The sequence below is a fragment of the Stenotrophomonas sp. 2694 genome, from assembly GCF_040548715.1.
Lineage (GTDB): Bacteria > Pseudomonadota > Gammaproteobacteria > Xanthomonadales > Xanthomonadaceae > Stenotrophomonas > Stenotrophomonas indicatrix.
Window position 1 is genome coordinate 1 of sequence record NZ_JBEPSG010000022.1, and the last position, 20,805, is coordinate 20,805.

Below are 20,805 nucleotides of genomic sequence, written 5' to 3' on the forward strand. Positions count from 1 at the left end.
AGAGGGCGTTGCTCCTGAGGCTGCCGGCCAGCGGCCGGCACTACCGTGCCCGTTTACCGGAAGGGCTGGCGCTCCTCCAGCACACAGTTGCTCCATGGACGGATTCACGGCGTCCCCCGCAACCGGACTCACTCCGTCATCCTCCAGAAAGCCCGCTTCTGCTGTTGCTGTTGCTGTTGCTCCAGCTAGTAGCGGGTGCAGGGCGCAGCCCTGCCGATAAACCCCCTCCTGCGACGGTTCGTCGCACGGTGCCTTCTGGAGGCACCTCTACACTAGCGCGGTGATCCGTACCGGCTGCCTGCGTCGAACCCTGCTCCAGCTCGCCTTCATCGCGACGCTGTTGATGGTGCTTGCGCCGCTGGTCAGCCGTGCGCTGCAGGCGCCGCAGGGTCAGATCCCCTCACCACAGGGAAGGGCTCTGACCCCATCCACAATGCATGGCGGCATGGACCATGCCCACATGCATCACGGCGACATGGCTGAGGGTCAGAGCCCTTTGCCGGGGCAAAGGGATCCGACCCCGCCCGCCGATCCGCACGCCATGCACGGGGAGGCCTGCGAGTACTGCGTGCTGGCCATGCGCCTGCTGCCGTGGCTGGCCGTGCTGGTGCTTCTGCTGCCCTTGCTGTGGCGGCCGAAGCCGATGTTCCCATGGTCGCAGCCGCGACTGCCGCTGCTGCATTGGCCGGCACATGCCGCGCGTGGACCGCCGCTGATCTCCAGCGTCCGCTGATTTTCCTATCGAATCCGCCGCACGAGGCCTGCAAGGGCGTCGTGCGCGCGTGCGTACCTTGGAGCTGTTTCCATGAAAATGACTTTCCCCGCTGCGGGCGCCCGTGCGCGCCTGCCGTTTGCGCTTGGTGCTGCCCTGGCTGCCCCCTTCGCCCATGCCGCGCCCGCCGAAGAAGCGCGGACGCTGGATACGCTGGTGGTCACCGCCGCCGCGCCGTCCTCGCCGCTGCATTGGGTGACCGATCCGCGCCTGCCGCGGCAGCCTGTGCCAGCCAGCGATGGCGCCGATTACCTGAAGACCGTTCCCGGCTTCTCCGCCATCCGCAACGGCGGCACCAACGGCGACCCGGTGCTGCGTGGCATGTTCGGTTCGCGCCTGAACATCCTCAGCAACGATGGCAATCTGATTGGCGCGTGTCCCTCTCGCATGGACAACCCGCTGTCCTACATATCGCCGGAGAGCTTTGACCGGCTGACCATCATCAAGGGCCCGCAGAGCGTGCGCTGGGGTGCGGGTGCCTCTGCGGGCACCGTGCGTTTCGAGCGTGATACCCCGCGTTTCGATGCGCCCGGGCTGCGTGCCGATGCCAGTGCGCTGGTCGGCTCACGCAATCGCAACGACCAGGTGCTGAACCTGACCCTGGGCAATCCAACGGGCTACGTGCGTGCCAGCGGCAATCGCTCCGAAGCCGATGACTACAAGGACGGCAACGGCGATGTGGTTCCGTCGAAATGGCGCAAGTGGAATGGCGACGTAGCGGTGGGTTGGACGCCTGACGCCGATACCCTGTTGGAGGTCTCCGCCGGTGCCGGCGATGCGATCGCGCGCTACGCGGGGCGCGGCATGGATGGTGCCGCGTTCGAACGCACCAGTTACGCCGCACGCTTCGAGAAGCGCAATCTGCCCGGGGCGTGGGACACGCTGCAGGCGAACGTGTACTACAACGAAGCCGACCACGTGATGGACAACTACACGCTGCGTACGCCGAACCCACACAGCATGATGCCGATGCCGATGGCGTCGAACGTGGTTCGCCGCACGCAGGGCGGGCGCATCAGCGCCGAATGGCGCTGGCAGGACGTGCAGCTGGTGGCCGGCATCGACGGCGAAGACAGCCGGCATCGCGGCCGCATGGGCATGGGGCGCGATACCTACAAGCAGGCGGACTGGAACACCGACGCCGATTTCCGCCGCTACGGTGCATTCACCGAACTGACCCTCGGCGTGGACACCGGGCAGCGTTGGATCGGCGGGCTGCGCATCGATCGTGCCAGCGTGCGCGATGCGCGTGCCGACATCGGCGGCATGATGATGGCCATGCCCAATCCCACCGCCGGCCAGCGCCGCAGGGAATGGCTGGGCAGTGGTTTCCTGCGCTACGAACAGGACCTTGCCGACGGCCTGACCTGGTATGCCGGGCTGGGCCACAGCCAGCGCATGCCCGACTACTGGGAACTGTTCTCGCCCGATCAGGGGCCGGCAGGTGCGGTGAACGCGTTCGCTGGCATCCAGCCCGAGCGCACCACCCAGCTTGACGTCGGCCTGCAATACAAGGGCCCGCGCGTGCAGGCCTGGGTCTCGGCCTATGCGGGGCAGATCCAGGACTACATCCTGTTCACCTATCGCGGCAGCGGCATGATGGGCATGAGCCAGGCTGACAATGTGCAGGCGCGCATCGCCGGTGCCGAGGCCGGCCTGCAGCTGCGGCTGGACGAGCAATGGAAGCTGGGGGGCACCCTGGCCTATGCCTGGGGCGAGAACCGCGATCAGCATCGACCGTTGCCGCAGATGCCGCCGCTGGAAGCACGCTTGAGCGCTGACTGGGAAGGCCAGCGCTGGAGTGCCGGTGCGCTGGTGCGCGCGGTCACCCATCAGCATCGGGTCGCGGACGGGCAGGGCAACGTGGTCGCGCAGGACCTCGGGCCGAGCAGCGGCTTTGCCACGCTGGCGCTCAACGCGGCCTATCGTTTCAGTTCGCAGCTGCAGCTCAGCGCCGGTGTCGACAACCTGTTCGACCGTGCCTACAGCGAGCATCTGAACCTGGCCGGCAGCGCCGACTTCGGCTTCCCCGCTGACCCTGTGCGCATCAACGAGCCCGGCCGCAGCCTGTGGATGAAGGTGAACTACCGGTATTGATCCGCCGGGCATGGCCCGGCGCTACCGGTGCGCCGCGCACAGAAGGCCTGCGTCCAAAGAAAACGGGGTCGGATCCCCGCCAGGTTCCGACCCCGCCCGGCGCCCTCGGCCAGGCCCCTCGACTGTACGACGGCATCGCCCCTGGCGGGATGGCCTGATACATCCCGACATACGCCGACACTGCGTCGGTGCCCCCTGCATGGAATGGGCACACGGCGCTATCGCAGCCCCCGTTCCACGCCGGTAAACGCTTGGCACATACCGCTTTTGCGGGGCCTTGCCTACACTCGGCGGCCGTGTACCACTCAGGACGCTTCATGTTGGCTCGTATCGCTTCGACCCTGGCCCTTGGCCTCAGCCTGGCCGTGCTGGCCGGGTGCGCAGGCAAACAGGAGGCCGCCGCGCGTCGGCAGGGCGAAGCCGTGCCGGTCACCGCGCAGGTCGTGCAGGCGGTGCAGTGGAACGACACGCTGCAGGCGCTGGGTACGGCCAAGGCGCGCGAGTCGATCAGCGTGACCGCCAAGGTGAGCGAGATCGTCGAGCGCGTGCACTTTGAAAGTGGCCAGCAGGTCGCCGCCGGTGCGCCCCTCGTGACACTGCGCGGGCAGGCCCAGGAGGCCGCATTGGTGCAGGCGCAGGCGACCTTCCGCGAAGCCGATCAGCTGTACAAGCGCCAGCGCGAACTGGCGGCGCAGCGGTTGGTATCCAGTGCGACCCTGGACACGCAGAAGTCGATCCGCGACGCAGCCGAAGCGCGGGTGGCACAGATGCAGTCGGACATCGGCGACCGTCGCGTGCGCGCGCCGTTCGCCGGCGTCCTCGGCATCCGCCAGATCAGCCCGGGCACGCTGCTGACGCCGACCACGGTGATCGCCACCCTCGACGACGTCGAGCGCATGCACGTCGATTTCCAGGTGCCGGAAGTGGAACTGGCGTCGCTGACCACCGGCGACAAGGTGCAGGCCACCAGCGTGGCCTGGCCGGGCCGCACCTTCGAGGGCGAGGTCAGCACCATCGATGCACGCATCGACCCGGCCACTCGTGCGGTGACCGTGCGTGCCGACTTCGCCAATGGCGACCATGCGCTGCGGCCGGGCATGCTGCTCGACGTGCGCCTGTTCCATCCTGATCGACCGGCCCTGGTGGTGCCGGAAATCGCGGTGGTGCAGGTCGGTCGCGACAGCTTCATGTACCGCATCAAGGCCGATGACACCGTCGAACGCGTGGACGTGGTCACCGGTGCACGCCGCGCCGGCGTGGTCGAGATCAAGCAGGGCCTGCAGGCAGGCCAGCGCATCGTGGTGGACGGCACCGGCAAGCTGCGGGCGGGCCTGAAGGTGGCAGCCTCCGACGCCGCGCCCGCCAGCGGCGCGCAGCCGACGACGGTTGAAGCACCTGCAGCCGCCGAGGGTCACGGCGGATGAAGCTGTCCGACATCTCCATCCAGCGGCCGGTGTTTGCCGTGGTGATGAGCCTGTTGCTGCTGGTGCTGGGCGTGATGTCCTTCACCCGGTTGACGCTGCGCGAACTGCCGGCCATCGACCCACCGATCGTTTCGGTCTCGGTGGATTACACCGGCGCCTCGGCAGCGGTCATCGAGAGCCGCATCACCCAGGTGCTGGAAGACGCGCTGGCCGGCATCGAAGGCATCGATACGATCAACGCGCGCAGCACCAACGGCCGCTCGCAGGTCAGCATCGAATTCACCTCCAACCGTGATATCGAAGCGGCGGCCAACGACGTGCGCGACGCGGTCAGCCGCGTGGCCGACCGCATGCCCGAGGAGGCACGGCCACCGGAGATCGCCAAGGTCGAGAGCGATGCCGACCCGATCATCTGGTTCAACATGGTCTCCTCGACCATGGATACGCTGGAACTGAGCGACTACGCCGACCGCTACGTGGTCGACCGCTTCTCCAGCCTCGATGGCGTGGCCCAGGTCCGCATCGGTGGCCGCCAGCGCTATGCCATGCGCATCTGGCTGGACCGCGACCAGCTGGCCGCACGTGGGCTGACCACCGGCGATGTGGAAACCGCGTTGCGCAACGAGAACGTGGAACTGCCGGCCGGCCGCATCGAATCCACCGACCGCGATTTCACCCTGCGCGTGGAGCGCAACTACATCAAGCCGGAAGACTTCGCGACCATCCCGCTGGGCAAGGGCAGTGATGGCTATGTGGTGCGCATGGGCGATGTGGCGAAGATCGAGCTGGCCTCGGCCGAGCGTCGCGCCTACTACCGCAGCAACGGCGAGCCCGGCATCGGCCTGGGCATCGTCAAGACCTCCACTGCCAATTCGCTGGATGTGGCGCGCACCGCGCGCGCCGAGGCCGAACGTGTCGCGCTGACCCTGCCCAAGGGCACGCAGATCTTCGTTGCCTTCGACAACACCACCTTCATCGAGGCTGCCGTCGACCGCGTGTACGCCACCCTGGTGGAGGCGATGATCCTGGTGCTGGCGGTGATCTGGCTGTTCCTCGGCAGCTTCCGCGCGGCGTTGATTCCTGCGGTCACCGTGCCGGTATGCCTGGTGGCGGCATTCATCGCGCTGTACGCGTTCGATTTCTCGATCAACCTGCTGACCCTGCTCGCGCTGGTGCTGTGCATCGGCCTGGTGGTGGATGACGCGATCGTGGTGGTGGAAAACGTGCAGCGCCGCATCGACCTGGGCGAACCGCCGCTGGTGGCGTCCAAGCGGGGTACCGCGCAGGTGGCGTTCGCGGTGATCGCCACCACCGCCGTGCTGGTGGCGGTATTCCTGCCGGTCGGCTTCCTGGAAGGCAATACCGGGCGCCTGTTCCGTGAACTGGCGGTAGCCCTGGCCGCCGCTGTCGCGCTGTCGGCGTTCGTCGCGCTGACGCTGACGCCGATGATGGCCTCCAAGCTGCTCAAGCCGCATACCGGGCAGGCACCGCGCGGGCTGCACGGCTTCATCAACCGCAATCTGGAACGCCTGGCCGGCGCCTACGGCCGCGTGCTCGATCATCATGTCGATCGCACGTGGATCTACCTGCTGGTGATGGCCGCTGCGTTGGCGGCCAGCTGGCTGCTGATCAAAGTGCTGCCTTCGGAACTGGCCCCGGCCGAAGACCGTGGTTCGTTCCAGATCATGATCGACGGCCCGGAAGGCGCCGGCTACGACTACACCGTGCAGCAGGTGCAGCAGGTCGAAGCGCTGCTGGCACCGCATGTGGGCGCGGACAAGCCGATCGTGCGCGCCAACCCGCGCGTGCCCGGCGGCTTCGGCGCCAGCGAGGAAATGCACACTGGCCGCGTCAGCGTGTTCCTGCAGCCGTGGCGTCAGCGCAGCGAAGGCACGCCGGAAGTCGCCAACGAACTGCAGAAGGAACTGGACACCATCCGTGGCGTGCGCGTCCGTACCCAGGTCGGTGGCGGCCTGGTGCGCAGTGGCGGGCAGCCGTTCCAGATCGTGCTGGGTGGCCCGGAATACGCCGAGATCGCGCAGTGGCGCGACCGCATCCTGCTGCGCATGGCCGACAACCCCGGCCTGGTCGGCCCGGACTCGGACTACAAGGAAACCCGTCCGCAGATGCGGGTGAACATCGACCGCCAGCGTGCCGCCGACCTCGGCGTGCCTGTCACCGCGATTGGTTCGGCGCTGGAAACGATGATGGGCTCGCGCCGCGTCACCACCTTCGTCGACAACGGCGAGGAGTACGACGTGCTGGTGCAGGCCGGCCGTGATGGCCGCGCCAGCCCCGCCGATCTGGCCGCGATCCGCGTGCGTGCGACCTCTGGCGAGCTGGTGCCATTGTCCAACCTGGTCACGCTGAGCGAAGTGGCCGAGGCCGGAACCCTGAACCGCTTCAACCGCCTGCGCTCGATCACCATCAGTGCCGGCCTGGCACCGGGTTATCCGCTGGGCGAGGCCATCGCCTGGGCCCAGCAGGTGACCGGCGAAGAGCTGCCGCAGTACGCGCAGGTGAACTGGAAGGGCGAATCGCGCGAGTACCAGAGTGCGGGCGGCGCGGTGCTGCTGACCTTCGCCATGGCCCTGCTGGTGGTGTACCTGGTGCTGGCCGCGCAGTTCGAGAGCTTCATCCACCCGCTGACGATCATGCTGACCGTGCCGCTGGGCGTGCTTGGTGCGCTGGTTGGCCTGTGGCTGAGTGGCGGCACGGTGAACCTGTTCAGCCAGATCGGCATCGTCATGCTGGTCGGCCTGGCGGCCAAGAACGGCATCCTGATCGTCGAATTCGCCAACCAGCTGCGCGACGATGGCCGCAGCGTGCGCGAAGCGATCATCGAATCGGCGATGGTGCGCCTGCGTCCGATTCTGATGACTTCGATCGCCACCGTGGTCGGCGCCATCCCGCTGGTGGTGGCCGGTGGCCCGGGCTCGGCCAGCCGTGGCACCATCGGCATCGTGATCATCTTCGGCGTCACCCTGTCCACCTTCCTGTCGCTGTTCGTGGTGCCGGCGTTCTACGCGCGGCTGGCCCCGTACACCCGCTCGCCGGAGGCGGTGAAGCGCGAGCTGGAGAAGCAGGAGGCCGACTCGCCGTCGGTGGGTGGTCATGCCTGAGCCGGCGCGGATCCTGCACGGCGCAGGCTTCCTGCTGCGCCCCTGGCGCAGTGATGACCTGCAGTCGCTGCTGCATCACGCCAACGACGCGGACGTCTCGCGTGGGCTGCGTGACCGCTTCCCGTATCCGTACACCCGCGAGGATGGCGAAGCTTTCCTGGGCGGGCGCGTACTGGCGCCAGGCACGCTGAACCTGGCCATCGAGATAGAGGGCCAGGCCTGTGGCAGCGTTGGCGCCCAGCAGGGCGTGGCCGAGCGCGGGCATACCGCGGAACTGGGCTACTGGCTCGGCCAGGCCCACTGGGGGCAGGGCCTGATGACCGCTGTGGTCGGCCTGTTCGCGCCCTGGGTGATGGATGAGCTTGGCCTGTTCAGGCTGCAGGCCACGGTGGTCGACTTCAACCTGGGCTCGGCCCGGGTACTGGAAAAGAACGGTTTCCAGGAGGAGGGCGTGGAGCGCTGCGCCGTCTACAAGCGCGGCGTCCTGCATGACCTGCGCCGCTTCGCCCGGGTACGCAGGCAGCTTCCGTAACAGGCCGCCAGGCACGGCCCGGCGCTACCGTGGGGGGCACGGTCATTGCCGGTCGACGGGCATGGCCCGGCGCTACCCGTGGTGCGGCCGGCATACCCGGTAGCGCCGGGCCATGCCCGGCGGAGAACACGCCCCCACATCCGGCGCTATCGCAGCGACCTTCGATCAGGGAGAATCGACCGGTCCCTTCCAGCCGACGGGACGTCCTCACAACCCGCCGACTGGAGAGAGCGCGCGTGGAAGCTACCGTACATTTCATCAACAGCATCATCTGGAGCAAGGCGCTGATCTTCATGTGCCTGGCCGCCGGCCTGTTCTTCAGCCTGCGCACCCGCTTCATGCAGATCCGTGGTTTCGTCGAGATGTGCCGCCTCACCGTGTCCGGTGAGAAGTCCGACGCCGGCGTGTCCTCGTTCCAGGCCCTGGCCATGTCGATGGCCGGCCGCATGGGCATCGGCAACATTGCCGGCGTGGCCACCGCCATCGCCTTCGGCGGCCCCGGCGCGATCTTCTGGATGTGGGTGATGGGCTTCCTCGGCGCCTCCACCTCGTATGTGGAATGCACCCTGGCGCAGATCTACAAGACCAAGGATGCCGAAGGCCGCTACCGCGGTGGCCCGGCCTACTACATCGAAAAGGCGATGGGCCTGAAGTGGTATGCCATGGCCTTCGCCATCGCCACGATCATCGCCGCCGGCTTCCTGATGCCCGGCGTGCAGGCCAATGCGATCGCCGACAGCGTCATCAACGCCTGCCGTGGTACCGCGCTGTGCGGTCCGCTCGATGGCCAGGCCTTCGGCATGGAATCGGCGCAGGCGCTGAAGCTGGGCATCGGCATCGTCGTCGCCCTGCTGCTGGGCGTGGTGATCTTCGGTGGCGTCAAGCGCATCGCCAACTTCGCCGAAGTGGTGGTGCCGTTCATGGCCGCCGGCTTCATCCTGATGGCCATCGTCATCATGATCATCAACTACGATCGCGTGCCGGAAATGTTCGGCATCATCTTCAAGAGCGCCTTCGGTACCCACGCCGCGTTCGGCGCGATGATGGGCCTGGCGGTGGAGTGGGGCATCAAGCGCGGCATCTACGCCAACGAGGCGGGCCAGGGCTCGGGTCCGCACGCTGCGGCGGCCTCGGAGGTCTCGCACCCGGCCAAGCAGGGCTATGTGCAGGCGTTCGCCATCTACTTCGACACCATGATGGTGTGCACTGCCACCGCCTTCCTGATCCTGGCCAGCGGCACCTACAACGTGTATTCGCCGGTCGCCGGCGCTGCGCCGATCTTCCAGGGCCTGGCCGGCATTCCCGAAGGTGCGGGCTACGCGCAGGCGGGTGTGGAAGCGGTGCTGCCGGGCTGGGGCTCGGCCTTCGTGTCGGTGGCGATCTTCTTCTTCGCCTTCACCACGATCATGGCCTATTACTACATGGCCGAAACCAACCTGACCTACGTCAACCACAACAAGCGCCGGCCGCTCACCGTGCTGCTGCTGCGCCTGGGCATCATCGGCATGGTGGTGTTCGGTGCCTTCCACAACGCCACCCTGGCCTGGGCGCTGGGTGATATCGGCGTGGGCCTGATGGCCTGGCTGAACATCATCGCCATCCTCATCGTGCAGAAGCCGGCCATGCTGGCCCTGCGCGATTACGAACGACAGAAGAAGCTCGGTCTCGACCCGATCTTCGACCCCGATGCCCTGGGCATCAAGAACGCCGATTTCTGGCGTCAACGCAAGCTGGAGTTGTCCCGTAGTGAATGATCCCTGGAAGAATGCCCGCCGCCCGTCGTCGCGACCGCCGCGGGCCACCCCGCTGCCACCGCGTGAGGGCGGCACCCCGCCACCGCCGGGGCGGGGCAACGACGAACTTCGCCTGTACGGATGGAACGCGGTGCAGGCGTTGTTCGCCAAGCGTCCGCAGGCGCTGCGCAAGCTGTACCTGGTGGAATCGCTGATTCCGCGCATGCAGCCGGTGCTGAAGTGGTGCGTGGCCAACCGCGTGGGCTATCGCGTGGTGGAGGAGGGCGACCTCAACAAGCTGGCTGCCACCACCCACCATGAAGGCCTGGTGGCCGACGTGCTGCGCGCGCCGGTGTTGCCGCTGGCGCAGTGGCTGGCCGAACTGGGCGAAGGCCGGGCGCTGGCACTGTGGCTGGATGGCGTCGGTAATCCGCACAACTTCGGTGCGATCCTGCGCTCTGCCGCGCACTTCGGCGCCAAGGCGCTGCTGCTGCCGGCCAGCAGTACGCTGGCGTTGTCCGGCGCGGCCGCACGCGTGGCCGAGGGCGGCGCAGAGTCGGTGCCGCTGGTGCAGTTGCCTGAGGATGCAGAAGCGATGGCGCAGCTGCGCGCGGCCGGTTTCGGCCTCGCCGCGACCCTGGTCGAGGGTGGCGATGACGTGTTCCGCGCCTCGTTGCCGGCCCGCCTGGTCTACGTGATGGGCGCGGAAAGCGAAGGCATGGATCGCGGCCTGGCCAGCCAGTGTGACCAGCAGCTGTCGATTCCCGGCAGTGGCGCGGTTGAAAGCCTGAATGTCGCTTCCGCCACGGCCGTGTTGCTGGCGCAGTGGGTCAGCCAGCGCGGCTGATGGGCGTGTCTGCGGGCACCGCAAACCGGTGCCCGCACAGCGCAGTTCCAGGCCGAACGGGACTTCCCGGCAGCCGGGCAACGTCTGGCGGTTTTCCTGGCAGTGCCATGCGCAAAGCAGGCATGACGAATTGAAAGTTTCCTTATTGGTGTGCCGTTCCCGGCGACGCAGGGTGGAAGTCCATCCAACGTCGTACAGGAGCGGTTCCCATGCATCATCCTCCTCGCAGTGCGGTGCGTGTCTGCCTGGTACTGGCACTCAGTGCGCTTGCCGCCGTTTCCGCGCAGGCCAACGAGCGCACGCTCGACGGCGTCAACTTCACCGGCCCGCTGATCACGCCCAATCCTGCCGGCATGCCGGCGGGTCACTGGTACGTCGAACCCTATCTGGTGCGGGTCGACAGTTCCTCGTCCTTCGACCACAACGGCGACCGCCAGCGCAGCAGCGAACGCAGCGGCGCGTGGGCGATGGTGGTGCCCATCGCATACGGCTTCAGCGAACGGGTGACCGGCCAGGTCAACCTGAGTGCATCACGCGCCGAATCCGGCAACGCACGCAGCCGAGGCTTCCGCGCCGGTGATACCACCGCGCGCCTGCAATACCTGTTGCAGGCCCCCAGCGCCGATGGCACCACGCCGGCGGTGTCGATTGCCCTGGTACAGCGCTTCAGCACCGGCAGCCACGACCGCATCACCGGCAATCCGCTGGATGCGCAGGGTGATGGCGTGCAGCGCACCGTCGCCGCGTTGGCCGTGCAGCAGGTGCTGTGGCTGGGCAACGATCGGCCGCTGCGCTGGCGGGCGCAGTTCAGCGCGGGGCCGGCGCCATCGCGAACGGCCATCTCCGGCACCAGCGTGTACGGCACCGAGGACGGCTTCCAGGGCCATATCGCGCGGGGCTCGGTACTGGGTCTTTCCGTGGGCGCCGAATACAGCTTCAACGAACGCTGGGTCGGCGTGATGGAAGTTGCCGCCAGCCGCGAGACCGGCCAGCGCCTGACCGGTTTCGCGCCCGACGCTGCAGGTGGCGTCCGGCCCATCAACGAACACCGCCCGGCCAGTCGCAACCTGACCTTCGCGCCCGCTGTCGAGTACCACTTCAGCCCGTCGCTGGGGCTGATCGCCGGCGTCGAATTCACCGTTGCCGGCCGCAATACCGGCCGCATCATCAGTCCCCAGGTCGCCCTGGGCATGTTCTTCTGATGGGGGCCCTGCGATGAATGTCGAATCGATCGTCAATGCCGTGCTTGCCGTTGTCTGGAGCCCGTACCTGGTAGTGCTGTGCCTGGCAACGGGCCTGTACTTCAGCGTGCGTACCCGCTTCGTGCAGTTGCGCGCGCTGCCGGACATGCTGCGCCTGATGTTCCGTCACGAGCGCTCCGATGCCGGTGTCTCGCCGTTCCAGGCGTTGTCACTGTCGCTGTCCAGCCGGGTGGGCGTGGGCAACATCGCCGGTGTCGCCATGGCCATTGCCTTCGGCGGTCCGGGCGCGATCTTCTGGATGTGGATCGTCGCCTTCCTCGGTGCCTCCAGCGCGTTCATCGAGTCCACCCTGGCGCAGATCTACAAGGATCGCGACGCCAAGGGGCAGTATCGCGGTGGCCCGGCGTACTACATCGAGAAGGGGCTGGGCCAGCGCTGGTACGCCGTGCTGTTCGCGCTGGTCACGGTGCTGGCGGGGGCGATGCTGGCGGGCACGCAGTCCAACGCCATCACCAGTGCGGTGAACGAAGCGTGGGATGTTCCGGTGATGGTCACCACCGGTGTGCTGCTGGTGGTGTTGGCGGCGATTCTGCTCGGCGGCGTGCGTCGCATCGCGCGCGTCGCCGAATGGGTGGTGCCGGTGATGGCCGTGGCCTATCTGCTGGTCACTGCGGTGGTGATGGTACTCAACGTCGAGCGCGTGCCTGAGGTCATCGCCCTGGTGCTGCGCAGCGCCTTCGGTGTTGACGCCGCATTCGGCGCGATGATCGGGACCGCGATCCAATGGGGGGTGCGTCGTGGCGTGCTGTCCAACGAAGCTGGCATGGGCAGTGGCGCGCATCCTGCCGCTGCAGCAGAAGTGTCGCACCCGGTGAAGCAGGGGCTGGTGCAGTCGTTCTCGGTGTACATCGACACCATGGTCGTGTGCAGCGCGACGGCCTTCCTGATTCTCTCCACCGGGCTCTACAACGTCTACGACCCGTCGGTGAACGGTGTACCGGACGAGGCGCGCCTGCTGCTGGGCAACCTTCCCGGCGTGGAAGCAGGGCCACGCTTCGTACAGCACGCGGTGGAGTCGGCCTTGCCCGGCTTCGGCAAGTCGTTCGTCGCGCTGGCGATCCTGCCATTCGCGTTCACCACCATCCTGGCCCTGTACTACATGGCCGAAACCAACGTCAGTTATCTCTGCCGCGATCGTCCCCGAGGATGGGTGATGGGCACCTTCCAGCTGCTGTTCCTGGCCGCTACGGGCTACTCGGCGATGAACAGTGCGACAGTGGCGTGGGCGCTGGGCGACATCGGCGTAGGCATGATGAGCTGGCTGAACATCATCGCCATCCTGCTGCTGCAGAGGCCCGCGCTGGCCGCGTTGCGCGACTACGAAGATCACCGGCGTCACGGGCGTGACCCGTTGTTCAACCCGAAGCTGCTGGGGGTTCGCAATACCAGCGTGTGGGCGCAGTAAGCACCCAGGCCGGTAGCGCCGGGCATGGCCCGGCGCTACCCGGTCATGAGTCACTCCACGCACAGCGTGGAAGTGGACTCACTCGTTGGGCGGCGTGGTTGCCTTGGCTTCGCTACCGAAGTTGCCATCGGCCTCGGCCGCCAGGTAGGCAAACACGGTATAGGCCGCCACGTTCTGCGCCAGCGCCTTCGGATCGATCTTGTCGAGGGTGTCGTCGGCGGTGTGGTGCAGGTGGAAGTAATCCGAGCCATCCTGCGCCAGCCACGCCCATGCGCCACCCTTGGCGGCCAGCGGACCGACATCGGGCCCCGGGCCGCCCTTGTCGGCGGCGTACTCGATGCCCAGCGGCTTCATCACCTCGGCAATCTGCCTGGTTGCCTCGCGCGAGCCTTCCGGGTTCGGCGAACCGGTGTTGAAGGCGTAGATGCGGCCAGCACCGAAATCGCTCTCGGCGGCCAGCTGGTGCAGGGCTACGTCCTTGGCGTGCGCCTCGGCGTAGGCCTTGCCGCCATACAGGCCCTGTTCTTCGTTGGCGAAGGCGACCACGCGGATGGTGCGCTTCGGCGCCTGCTTCAGCTGGCCGATCAGATGACCGGCGGCCATGGTGATGCCCACGCCTGCGCCGTCATCGACCGCGCCGGTGCCCAGGTCCCACGAGTCCAGGTGTCCACCGATCACCACCACTTCCTTCGGCAGCGTGCGGCCGGTGATCTCACCGATCACGTTGTACGAAGTCGCCGTGCCATCCCAACCGCAGTCCAGTGCGACCTTCACCGTGGTTGCGCCACGGGCAAGCAGGCGCGCCAGCTGGTCGGCGTCGGGCACCGACAGCGCCGCCGACGGCACCGGGGTCAGGCCGTCATCAAAGCGGGTGATGCCGGTGTGCGGCACGCGGTGCGAATCGGTACCGGCCGAGCGCATCAGGAAACCGATCGCGCCCTTGCGGATGGCCTCGGACGGGCCCTTGCTGCGGATCGCGCCGCCACGGCCATAGTCGCGGCCATCGCGGAACGGCAGCATCTGGTAATCGACGAAGGCGATCTTGCCCTTCAGCGAACCCGCCGGTGCGGCCTGCAGCGCGGCCAGATCGGCAAACCGCACTACCTCGGCTTCGACCGTACCGCCCGGGCTGCCACCCAGCGCGGTGATCTGCAGCGGTTGCGGGTTCCTGCCGGTCACGGCGGCGTGTTCACTGCGGCGCTCCCATTTCGGGAAGGTCACCGGTTCCTTCCACACCTTGTCAAAACCCAGTGCCTTGAACTTGGCTTCGGCCCAGGCCACGGCACGGGCGTCGGCCTCGCTGCCGGCGATGCGAGGGCCGATCTCGGTGGTCAACGATTCGACCACCTTCCAGCCGGTGTCATCGGCCAGCGCCTGGTCGCGCAGCTGCGCGGCGGTGGCCAGCGAAGCCGGCGGCAGGGTGGTGGCACGCGGCGCCGCGAAGGCCGGCGCGGCCAGCAGGGCGAGGGAGGATGCGATGGCAAGGACGCGGCGACGCATGGACAGCTCCGGGAAGGGTGTAAGCCTTGGAGCTTAACAGTCGTTCAGCGCCGCGCATGGGCGGGAGGTCATGGCCGGCGCGGATGCTGTTTTCCGCCAGATGCAGCAAAGCGAAAGCCCCGCCGGAGCGGGGCTTTCGCATGCCTCTGCGGTAGCGCCGGGCATGCCCGGCGAGCGCAGCGGCAAGATGGCGTTCCGCCAGGCATGGCCCGGCGCCACCCACCTTATTTCTTCAGGCTGTCGCGGATCTCGCGCAGCAGCACCACTTCCTCGGCCGGCGCTGCCGGTGCCGCTTCCTTCTTGCGCGACAGGCGGTTGATCACCTTGATCACCAGGAAGATGGCGAACGCCACGATCACGAACTGGATCAGCGTGTTGATGAAATCACCGTAGCCGATCACCACGGCCGGGATTTCCTTGCCATCAGGCCCGATGCTGGCCGGCGACAGCGTCCACGCCAGGTGCGAGAAATCCACCCGGCCAATCAGGTAGCCCAGCGGCGGCATGATGATCTTCTCCACCAGCGCGGTGACGATCTTGCCGAAGGCAGCGCCAATCACCACGCCGACGGCGAGGTCGATGACGTTGCCGCGCATCGCGAATTCCTTGAACTCGGTGAGCATTCCCATTGTTGTTTTTCTCCTGAGGGCGAGGGGGGGGGGCAGCGCGAAGGGTAGCGCAGGTGATGTCAGCCGGCGATCACGCCGTGGCGTTCGGCCACGTTCTCAAGGCGTGCACTGAAACGGTCGCCGGGCTTCAGCGCGGCCACGCCGGACGGCGTGCCCATGAACACCAGGTCGCCGGCGCGCAGCTGCCACAGCTTGGACAGCTCGTGCAGGATCTCCGGCACGTTCCAGATCATCTGGTCGAGCAGGGACTGCTGGCGGACTTCGCCATTGATCTCCAGCGACAGATTGAGCGCGGCCAGATCGCCGACTTCACCGGCGTGCACGATCTCGCTGATCGGTGCAGAGGCATCGAAACCCTTGGCCGAATCCCACGGGTGGCCCTTCTCCTTGGCGGCCGCCTGCAGGTCGCGGCGGGTCAGGTCCAGGCCCACGGCATAGCCATAGACCAGGGCCTCGGCGTCGGCCACGGCCAGCACGCCGGTGGGCGCGTCACGGCCGATCGCCACCACCAGTTCCACCTCGTGATGCAGGTTGCTGGTGGCAGGCGGGTAGGGGATCACATCGTCGTGGCCGACCACGATGGCGTCGGCCGGCTTGGTGAAGAACATCGGGCGGCCGCGATCATCTGCTGCGGGCACGGCAGCACCCATCTCACGCGCGTGGTCGGCGAAGTTGCGGCCGACGCAGTAGATGCGGTGCACGGGAAAGCTGCCGCCACCAACCACCGGTACACGCGGCGTGGCTGCAGCAGGGATCACATCGGAGACATCGGACATGCGGGCATCCAGGAAGGGAGTGCCCGCAGTCTAGAACGCAGCAAGGCCCGCCGTCAGCGGGCAGCGTCGATCAGCGCGACGACGGCAGCGCCGACTTGCGCACCACGTGGTACTCGCCCTCGACCACGTTCGGGTCGACCGGGCGGCTCGGGCCGGGCTTGCGCGAAGCCAGCAGCTTCCACGCCAGGCCCACCAGGATCATGGCTGCACCGACGAATACGCCGATGAACACCATCGCGGCCAGGATCGCCAGGCCGAGCAGGCCCACGGCAACGCGCACCAGCGGATGGCGCGGCTTGCGCGGGGCAAACAGGGTGCGGAACTGGTTGAAGGCGAAATCGCGATTGAACATGGTGGCTCGATAGGCTGGAAATCAGCGAGCCATGAGTATCGGCAGGTGCCACTGTCATTGAGTGAAAAACTCGTTAAATATAGCCTTGGCTTATTACGGATCAATGACTTGTGTTCATGTCGCAGCTAGTCACATGACCAGGCGTGCGACAATGCGCGATTCCGTCCGAGCCTTCGCCATGACTGCCGCTGTTGCCCTGATCACCCTGGATGCCATTGCCGATGGTGCGTTTGCCGAGGTTGAAGCGGTGGTCGATGGCGATGCCGAGTCGCTGCTGCTGTACCGCGACGGTGAACAGGTGCGCGCGTTCCTGAACATCTGCCCGCACGCGGGCCGCCGCCTAGATTGGGCGCCCGGCCAGTTCCTGAAGAGCCGCGAAGGCCATCTGGTCTGCGCCGCCCACGGCGCCTCGTTCGCGCTGGACAGTGGCGACTGCATCGCCGGCCCCTGCAAGGGCGACCGCCTGCGCGCAGTGCCGGTGGATGTGCGGGATGGACAGGTCTACCTGGCCTGAGGCATCGGTGTGCGGACCAACGGTCCGCACCCACCGAGTTCAGAACCCACCAAGTTCAGAACCCACCACATCAGCGAAACATCCAGGAATCCATCCACGCATGGCGTGGATCTACCGTGCCGACTAAGGTCGACACCTACCAACAGCAGCACAGAACGCCGTTTCCACAGCGCGCGGAAATCTGTCGAAGGCGGGGTGGGTCCGGTTGCGGGGGCGTGAGCCGCATGGATGCGGCGACCGAGCTTACATGGATGTACTTGCAGCGTCCCCCGCAACCGGACCCACCCCGCCATCCCAAGGAATGCAGGCTGTTGCCATTGCCGTTGCCGTTGCCGTTGCCGTGCCGTTGTCGTTGCCTCTGCGGGTGCAGGGCGCAGCCCTGCCAACAAACCCAACCCTCAGAACATCAGGTTGATCATCACCACCACCACGCAGGTGTAGATCAGCGACAGCGGGCCGCCGACCCGCCACATCTCGCGCGGGGTGTAGTTGGCCGGGCCGGTGATCATCGAAATCACCGGGTTCGACGCCGTCATCAGGTTGTTGGACGCCGACAGCGCCACGATCAGCGCGAATGCCGTGGGATTGCCGCCGGCCGCCAGCGCCAGGTTCACCGCGATCGGCACCATCACGATGGTCGCGCCCACATGGCTGATCACCAGCGAGAACACCGTGGTCAGCAGCGCCAGCGCCAGTTCCAGCACCCAGATCGGAATGCCGGTGGGCAGCTTGTCGATGGTATGGCCGGCCACCCATGCCGCTGCGCCGCTGGAATCCATCGCCCAGCCGAGCGGAATCAGCCCGGCCATCATGAACACCGTCTTCCAGTTGATCGAGGCATAGGCCTCGTCCATGCGCAGCACGCCGGTCAACAGCATTCCGGCCACACCGGTCATCAGCGTCAGCGCCACCGGCAGTTTGCTGGTCAGCGCGATCAGGATGGTCAGGGCGAAGATCGCCATGGCAATCTTGAACTTGTGCGGGCGCTGCTCGCCGGTGGGGTAATCGGTGACCACCACGAAGTCGCGGCTCTTGGCGGCCTGCGCGAGGTCGGTCCAGATGCTGTGGAAGACCAGCATGTCGCCGGCGCGCAGCTGCACATCGCGCACATCCTCGCGGATCACCTGCTTGTCGCGGTTGATCGCCAGCAGGCTGATGCCGCGTTCCTTGCGCAGGCGCAGCTCGCCTGCGGTCTTGCCGATGACGCCGGAGGTCGGCGGCACCACCGCCTCGGAAATGCCAGCGCGGCTGGGATTGAACAAGTCGCCCAGGTGTTTCAGGCGCAAGGACATGCGCAGGAACTGGTTCTGCGCGAAATCGTGGATCTGCTGGCGCGGTCCCATCGCGCCGAGCACGCTGCCCACCCAGATGCGCATTTCCGCCGGCGGTGCCAGGCGGGTGTCATTGCCAGTCTTCAGTGCCAGCAGCAGCGGCGCGTCATGCAGGTTCTCGGCCTCGCCCAGGGTCATGCCGACCAGCGGGCTCTCGGCGGTGACCACCAGCTCGAACACGTCGCCTTCGATGCCGTAGGTCTTGGCGAAGTAGCTCTCGGTGCGGGCCGGCGTGGTGCCGTCGTTGACCAGGCTTTCCTCTTCCACCAGCTTGCGGTCGCCGTAGTAGCGGAAATACAGCAGCGAGGCGATCAGCAGGGCGATGCCGATCGGCAGCGGCGCGAACATGCGCAGCGGCTCGATGGTGGCCAGGCCGGAGGGCAGGTTGTTGTTGGCCGAGGCCAGCAGATCGTTCAGCAGGATCAGCGGCGAGTTGCCGACCATGGTCAGCGCGCCACCCATCACGATCGCCGCCGAGATCGGCAGCAGCAGGCGTTGCATGGTCAGCCCGGTGCGCGCGGCCAGACGCGAGGCAACCGGCAGGTACAGCGCCATCACCGACGGGTTCTGCATGAAGGACGAGTTCAGGCCGGCGATGGCCGTGGTCATCATCAGCAGCCGCTGCTCCACGCCATGGCCGCGCCGCAGCAGCCAGGCCGCGAGCCGGTTCAAGGCACCGGTGCGGTCCAGGCCCGCGCCGAGGATGGTGGTGGCGATGATGCTCATCACCGCGTTGCCGGAGAAGCCGCCGAAGATCTCCTCCGGCGCGATCAGGCCGGTCACGCCCAGCACCACCAGCACCACCAGCGCGACCACGTCGGCGCGGATGCGCTCGAACAGGAACATCGCCATTGTGAAGCCGACCAGCCCGAGCACGAGCTTCATGTCAGTGGTCAGCGTCAGCGCGGTATCCATGTGGGGCGCGGCGTCCTCAGGCGTTCATCAGGTGCGGTCGTACAACAGGTCCCAGACGCCATGGCCGAGCTTCTGGCCGCGGGTCTCGAAGTGGGTCTGCGGGCGCCAGTCCGGGCGCGGCACGCTGCCACGCGGACCGGCACGGTTGACCAGGCCGGGGGTGGCATCGAGCACGTCCCACATCTGCTCGGCGTAATCCTCCCAGTCGGTGGCACAGTGCAGGCGGCCACCGGGGCGCAGCTTGCGCACCAGCAGCTCGGCAAAACCCGGCTGGATCAGGCGACGCTTGTTGTGGCGCTTCTTGTGCCACGGGTCGGGGAAGTAGATGCGCACTTCGTCCAGCGCGCCATCGGCGATTTCCTTTTCCAGCACTTCCACTGCGTCGTGGTGGTACAGGCGCACGTGGTCGGCGTTGTCGTCGGCCAGCGCGTTCAGCAGGCGGCCCACGCCGGGCGCGTGCACTTCCAGGCCGATGTAGTCGCGGCTGGGGTCCTGCTGCGCGGCGAAGCGCAGCGCGGCGCCGTTGCCGAAGCCGATTTCCAGCACCTTGTGCGCATCGCGGCCGAAGGTGGCATCCAGATCACGCGGTTCACCGCTGAAATCCAGGCCGAAACGCGGCCAGCGCTCGTCGAACGCGCGCTGCTGGGCCGGGGTGAAACGGCCCTGACGCAGCACGAAGCTGCGCACTTCACGGCGGCCTTCGTTGACCGTGAACGGCTTGGGCGGTGCCTTCGAACCGGCGCTGTCGAATGGATTGGTCATCAGCCGATCAACCCATCGATCGGCGAGGACGCACTGGCATAGCGCTTGCGCGGAATGCGGCCAGCCAGGAACGCCTCGCGGCCGGCTTCCACGGCCTTGCGCATGGCGCTGGCCATCAACACCGGGTTGCGCGCGCCGGCGATGGCGGTGTTCATCAGCACGCCGTCGCAGCCCAGCTCCATCGCGATCGCCGCATCCGACGCGGTGCCCACGCCGGCGTCGACGATGATCGGCACCTTGGCGTCTTCGATGATCTGCAGCAGGTTGTACTTGTTCTGGATGCCCAGGCCCGAGCCGATCGGCGCGGCCAGCGGCATCACCGCAGCGCAGCCGATCTCTTCCAGGCGCTTGGCCAGGATCGGGTCGTCGGAGGTATAGACCATCACCTCGAAACCGTCCTTGACCAGCTGCTCGGCGGCCTTGAGGGTCTGCACCACGTCCGGGTACAGCGACTTCTGGTCGCCCAGTACTTCCAGCTTGGTCAGGTTGTGGCCGTCCAGCAGTTCGCGGGCCAGGCGGCAGGTGCGCACGGCATCCTCGGCGGTGTAGCAGCCGGCGGTGTTGGGCAGGATGGTGTAACGGTCCGGCGGCAGCACGTCGAGCAGGTTCGGTTCGCCCGGGTTCTGGCCGATGTTGGTACGGCGGATGGCCACGGTGACGATCCGGGCGCCCGCGGCCTCGGTGGCCAGGCGGGTTTCTTCCAGATCCTTGAACTTGCCGGTGCCGGTAAGCAGCCGCGAGCTGTAGGTCTTGCCGGCGATCACCAGCGAATCGGGGGAGACATGAGCGTTCATGACGCGATTATCGCTTATCCGCCCGAAGATGGGGTCGT

Annotated in this window: 17 protein-coding genes; 10 read left to right on the top strand and 7 right to left on the bottom strand. The window is 67.1% G+C overall.

The features are described 5' to 3' along the window. Positions 1-280: 280 nt before the first annotated feature. From ABIA73_RS18215 to ABIA73_RS18255, 9 genes are all read left to right on the top strand, one after another. Complete coding sequence (locus ABIA73_RS18215) at positions 281-733, top strand: DUF2946 family protein (RefSeq protein ID WP_425603228.1); 453 nt, start codon at positions 281-283, stop codon at positions 731-733. 72 nt (positions 734-805) lie between these two features. Beyond that, a complete protein-coding gene (locus tag ABIA73_RS18220; RefSeq protein ID WP_354276131.1) occupies positions 806-2,869 on the top strand; it encodes a TonB-dependent copper receptor in 2,064 nt (687 codons plus the stop codon). Between the two features lie 317 nt (positions 2,870-3,186). Beyond that, positions 3,187-4,293: an efflux RND transporter periplasmic adaptor subunit gene (locus ABIA73_RS18225; RefSeq protein ID WP_313283563.1), complete on the top strand. Its 1,107-nt coding sequence runs from the start codon at positions 3,187-3,189 to the stop codon at positions 4,291-4,293. Then, positions 4,290-7,415, top strand: coding sequence for an efflux RND transporter permease subunit (locus ABIA73_RS18230; RefSeq protein ID WP_025874265.1), 3,126 nt, complete (start codon positions 4,290-4,292; stop codon positions 7,413-7,415). Before ABIA73_RS18225 ends, ABIA73_RS18230 begins: the two co-directional genes overlap by 4 nt. Next, positions 7,408-7,947, top strand: coding sequence for a GNAT family N-acetyltransferase (locus ABIA73_RS18235; protein ID WP_025874266.1), 540 nt, complete (start codon positions 7,408-7,410; stop codon positions 7,945-7,947). The genes ABIA73_RS18230 and ABIA73_RS18235 overlap by 8 nt, the downstream gene beginning before the upstream one ends. A gap of 236 nt (positions 7,948-8,183) precedes the next feature. Next, positions 8,184-9,701 carry an alanine/glycine:cation symporter family protein gene (locus tag ABIA73_RS18240; RefSeq protein ID WP_025874267.1) on the top strand — a complete coding sequence of 506 codons (1,518 nt, stop codon included), beginning with the start codon at positions 8,184-8,186 and terminating at the stop codon, positions 9,699-9,701. Beyond that, complete coding sequence (locus ABIA73_RS18245; protein WP_354276132.1) at positions 9,694-10,527, top strand: TrmH family RNA methyltransferase; 834 nt, start codon at positions 9,694-9,696, stop codon at positions 10,525-10,527. The genes ABIA73_RS18240 and ABIA73_RS18245 overlap by 8 nt, the downstream gene beginning before the upstream one ends. 209 nt (positions 10,528-10,736) lie before the next feature. After that, complete coding sequence (locus ABIA73_RS18250; protein WP_025874269.1) at positions 10,737-11,729, top strand: hypothetical protein; 993 nt, start codon at positions 10,737-10,739, stop codon at positions 11,727-11,729. Between the two features lie 13 nt (positions 11,730-11,742). Continuing rightward, positions 11,743-13,194, top strand: coding sequence for an alanine/glycine:cation symporter family protein (locus ABIA73_RS18255; protein ID WP_309911692.1), 1,452 nt, complete (start codon positions 11,743-11,745; stop codon positions 13,192-13,194). Positions 13,195-13,272: 78 nt separating this feature from the next. Here the strand turns inward: ABIA73_RS18255 and ABIA73_RS18260 are convergent, their stop codons facing one another. The 4 genes from ABIA73_RS18260 to ABIA73_RS18275 all read right to left on the bottom strand — a co-directional run bounded on the left by ABIA73_RS18260 (position 13,273) and on the right by ABIA73_RS18275 (position 16,451). Further along, the gene (locus tag ABIA73_RS18260) at positions 13,273-14,694 is read right to left on the bottom strand and encodes a M28 family peptidase (RefSeq protein WP_025874271.1); all 1,422 of its coding nucleotides are present in this window, start codon (positions 14,692-14,694) and stop codon (positions 13,273-13,275) included. 224 nt (positions 14,695-14,918) lie between these two features. Then, positions 14,919-15,323: a large-conductance mechanosensitive channel protein MscL gene (gene mscL, locus ABIA73_RS18265; RefSeq protein ID WP_033831860.1), complete on the bottom strand. Its 405-nt coding sequence runs from the start codon at positions 15,321-15,323 to the stop codon at positions 14,919-14,921. Positions 15,324-15,382: 59 nt separating this feature from the next. Then, a complete protein-coding gene (locus ABIA73_RS18270; RefSeq protein ID WP_025874273.1) occupies positions 15,383-16,099 on the bottom strand; it encodes a fumarylacetoacetate hydrolase family protein in 717 nt (238 codons plus the stop codon). 70 nt (positions 16,100-16,169) lie between these two features. Continuing rightward, positions 16,170-16,451 (bottom strand): hypothetical protein, encoded by a 282-nt coding sequence (locus ABIA73_RS18275; protein WP_025874274.1) that lies wholly within the window; start codon positions 16,449-16,451, stop codon positions 16,170-16,172. A gap of 178 nt (positions 16,452-16,629) precedes the next feature. Between ABIA73_RS18275 and ABIA73_RS18280 the strand changes: the two genes are divergently transcribed. Then, a complete protein-coding gene (locus tag ABIA73_RS18280; protein ID WP_049469607.1) occupies positions 16,630-16,965 on the top strand; it encodes a Rieske (2Fe-2S) protein in 336 nt (111 codons plus the stop codon). 398 nt (positions 16,966-17,363) lie between these two features. Here the strand turns inward: ABIA73_RS18280 and ABIA73_RS18285 are convergent, their stop codons facing one another. The 3 genes from ABIA73_RS18285 to ABIA73_RS18295 are packed head-to-tail and all read right to left on the bottom strand — an operon-like array spanning position 17,364 to position 20,767. Next, complete coding sequence (locus ABIA73_RS18285; RefSeq protein WP_354276133.1) at positions 17,364-19,211, bottom strand: SLC13 family permease; 1,848 nt, start codon at positions 19,209-19,211, stop codon at positions 17,364-17,366. A 27-nt stretch (positions 19,212-19,238) separates the two neighbouring features. Next, positions 19,239-19,973, bottom strand: a complete 735-nt coding sequence (trmB, locus tag ABIA73_RS18290; protein ID WP_025874277.1) for a tRNA (guanosine(46)-N7)-methyltransferase TrmB — start codon at positions 19,971-19,973, stop codon at positions 19,239-19,241. After that, positions 19,973-20,767, bottom strand: coding sequence for a thiazole synthase (locus ABIA73_RS18295; RefSeq protein ID WP_032975186.1), 795 nt, complete (start codon positions 20,765-20,767; stop codon positions 19,973-19,975). Before ABIA73_RS18295 ends, trmB begins: the two co-directional genes overlap by 1 nt. Positions 20,768-20,805 lie beyond the last annotated feature (38 nt).

Coding starts and splice junctions, on each gene's coding strand:
- ABIA73_RS18275 (WP_025874274.1), bottom strand. CDS start 16,451: ATGTTCAATCGCGATTTCGCCTTCAACCAGTTCCGCACCCTGTTTGCC.
- mscL (WP_033831860.1), bottom strand. CDS start 15,323: ATGGGAATGCTCACCGAGTTCAAGGAATTCGCGATGCGCGGCAACGTC.
- ABIA73_RS18255 (WP_309911692.1), top strand. CDS start 11,743: ATGAATGTCGAATCGATCGTCAATGCCGTGCTTGCCGTTGTCTGGAGC.
- ABIA73_RS18260 (WP_025874271.1), bottom strand. CDS start 14,694: ATGCGTCGCCGCGTCCTTGCCATCGCATCCTCCCTCGCCCTGCTGGCC.
- ABIA73_RS18285 (WP_354276133.1), bottom strand. CDS start 19,211: ATGGATACCGCGCTGACGCTGACCACTGACATGAAGCTCGTGCTCGGG.
- ABIA73_RS18280 (WP_049469607.1), top strand. CDS start 16,630: ATGACTGCCGCTGTTGCCCTGATCACCCTGGATGCCATTGCCGATGGT.
- ABIA73_RS18235 (WP_025874266.1), top strand. CDS start 7,408: ATGCCTGAGCCGGCGCGGATCCTGCACGGCGCAGGCTTCCTGCTGCGC.
- trmB (WP_025874277.1), bottom strand. CDS start 19,973: ATGACCAATCCATTCGACAGCGCCGGTTCGAAGGCACCGCCCAAGCCG.
- ABIA73_RS18270 (WP_025874273.1), bottom strand. CDS start 16,099: ATGTCCGATGTCTCCGATGTGATCCCTGCTGCAGCCACGCCGCGTGTA.
- ABIA73_RS18295 (WP_032975186.1), bottom strand. CDS start 20,767: ATGAACGCTCATGTCTCCCCCGATTCGCTGGTGATCGCCGGCAAGACC.
- ABIA73_RS18250 (WP_025874269.1), top strand. CDS start 10,737: ATGCATCATCCTCCTCGCAGTGCGGTGCGTGTCTGCCTGGTACTGGCA.
- ABIA73_RS18225 (WP_313283563.1), top strand. CDS start 3,187: ATGTTGGCTCGTATCGCTTCGACCCTGGCCCTTGGCCTCAGCCTGGCC.
- ABIA73_RS18220 (WP_354276131.1), top strand. CDS start 806: ATGAAAATGACTTTCCCCGCTGCGGGCGCCCGTGCGCGCCTGCCGTTT.
- ABIA73_RS18230 (WP_025874265.1), top strand. CDS start 4,290: ATGAAGCTGTCCGACATCTCCATCCAGCGGCCGGTGTTTGCCGTGGTG.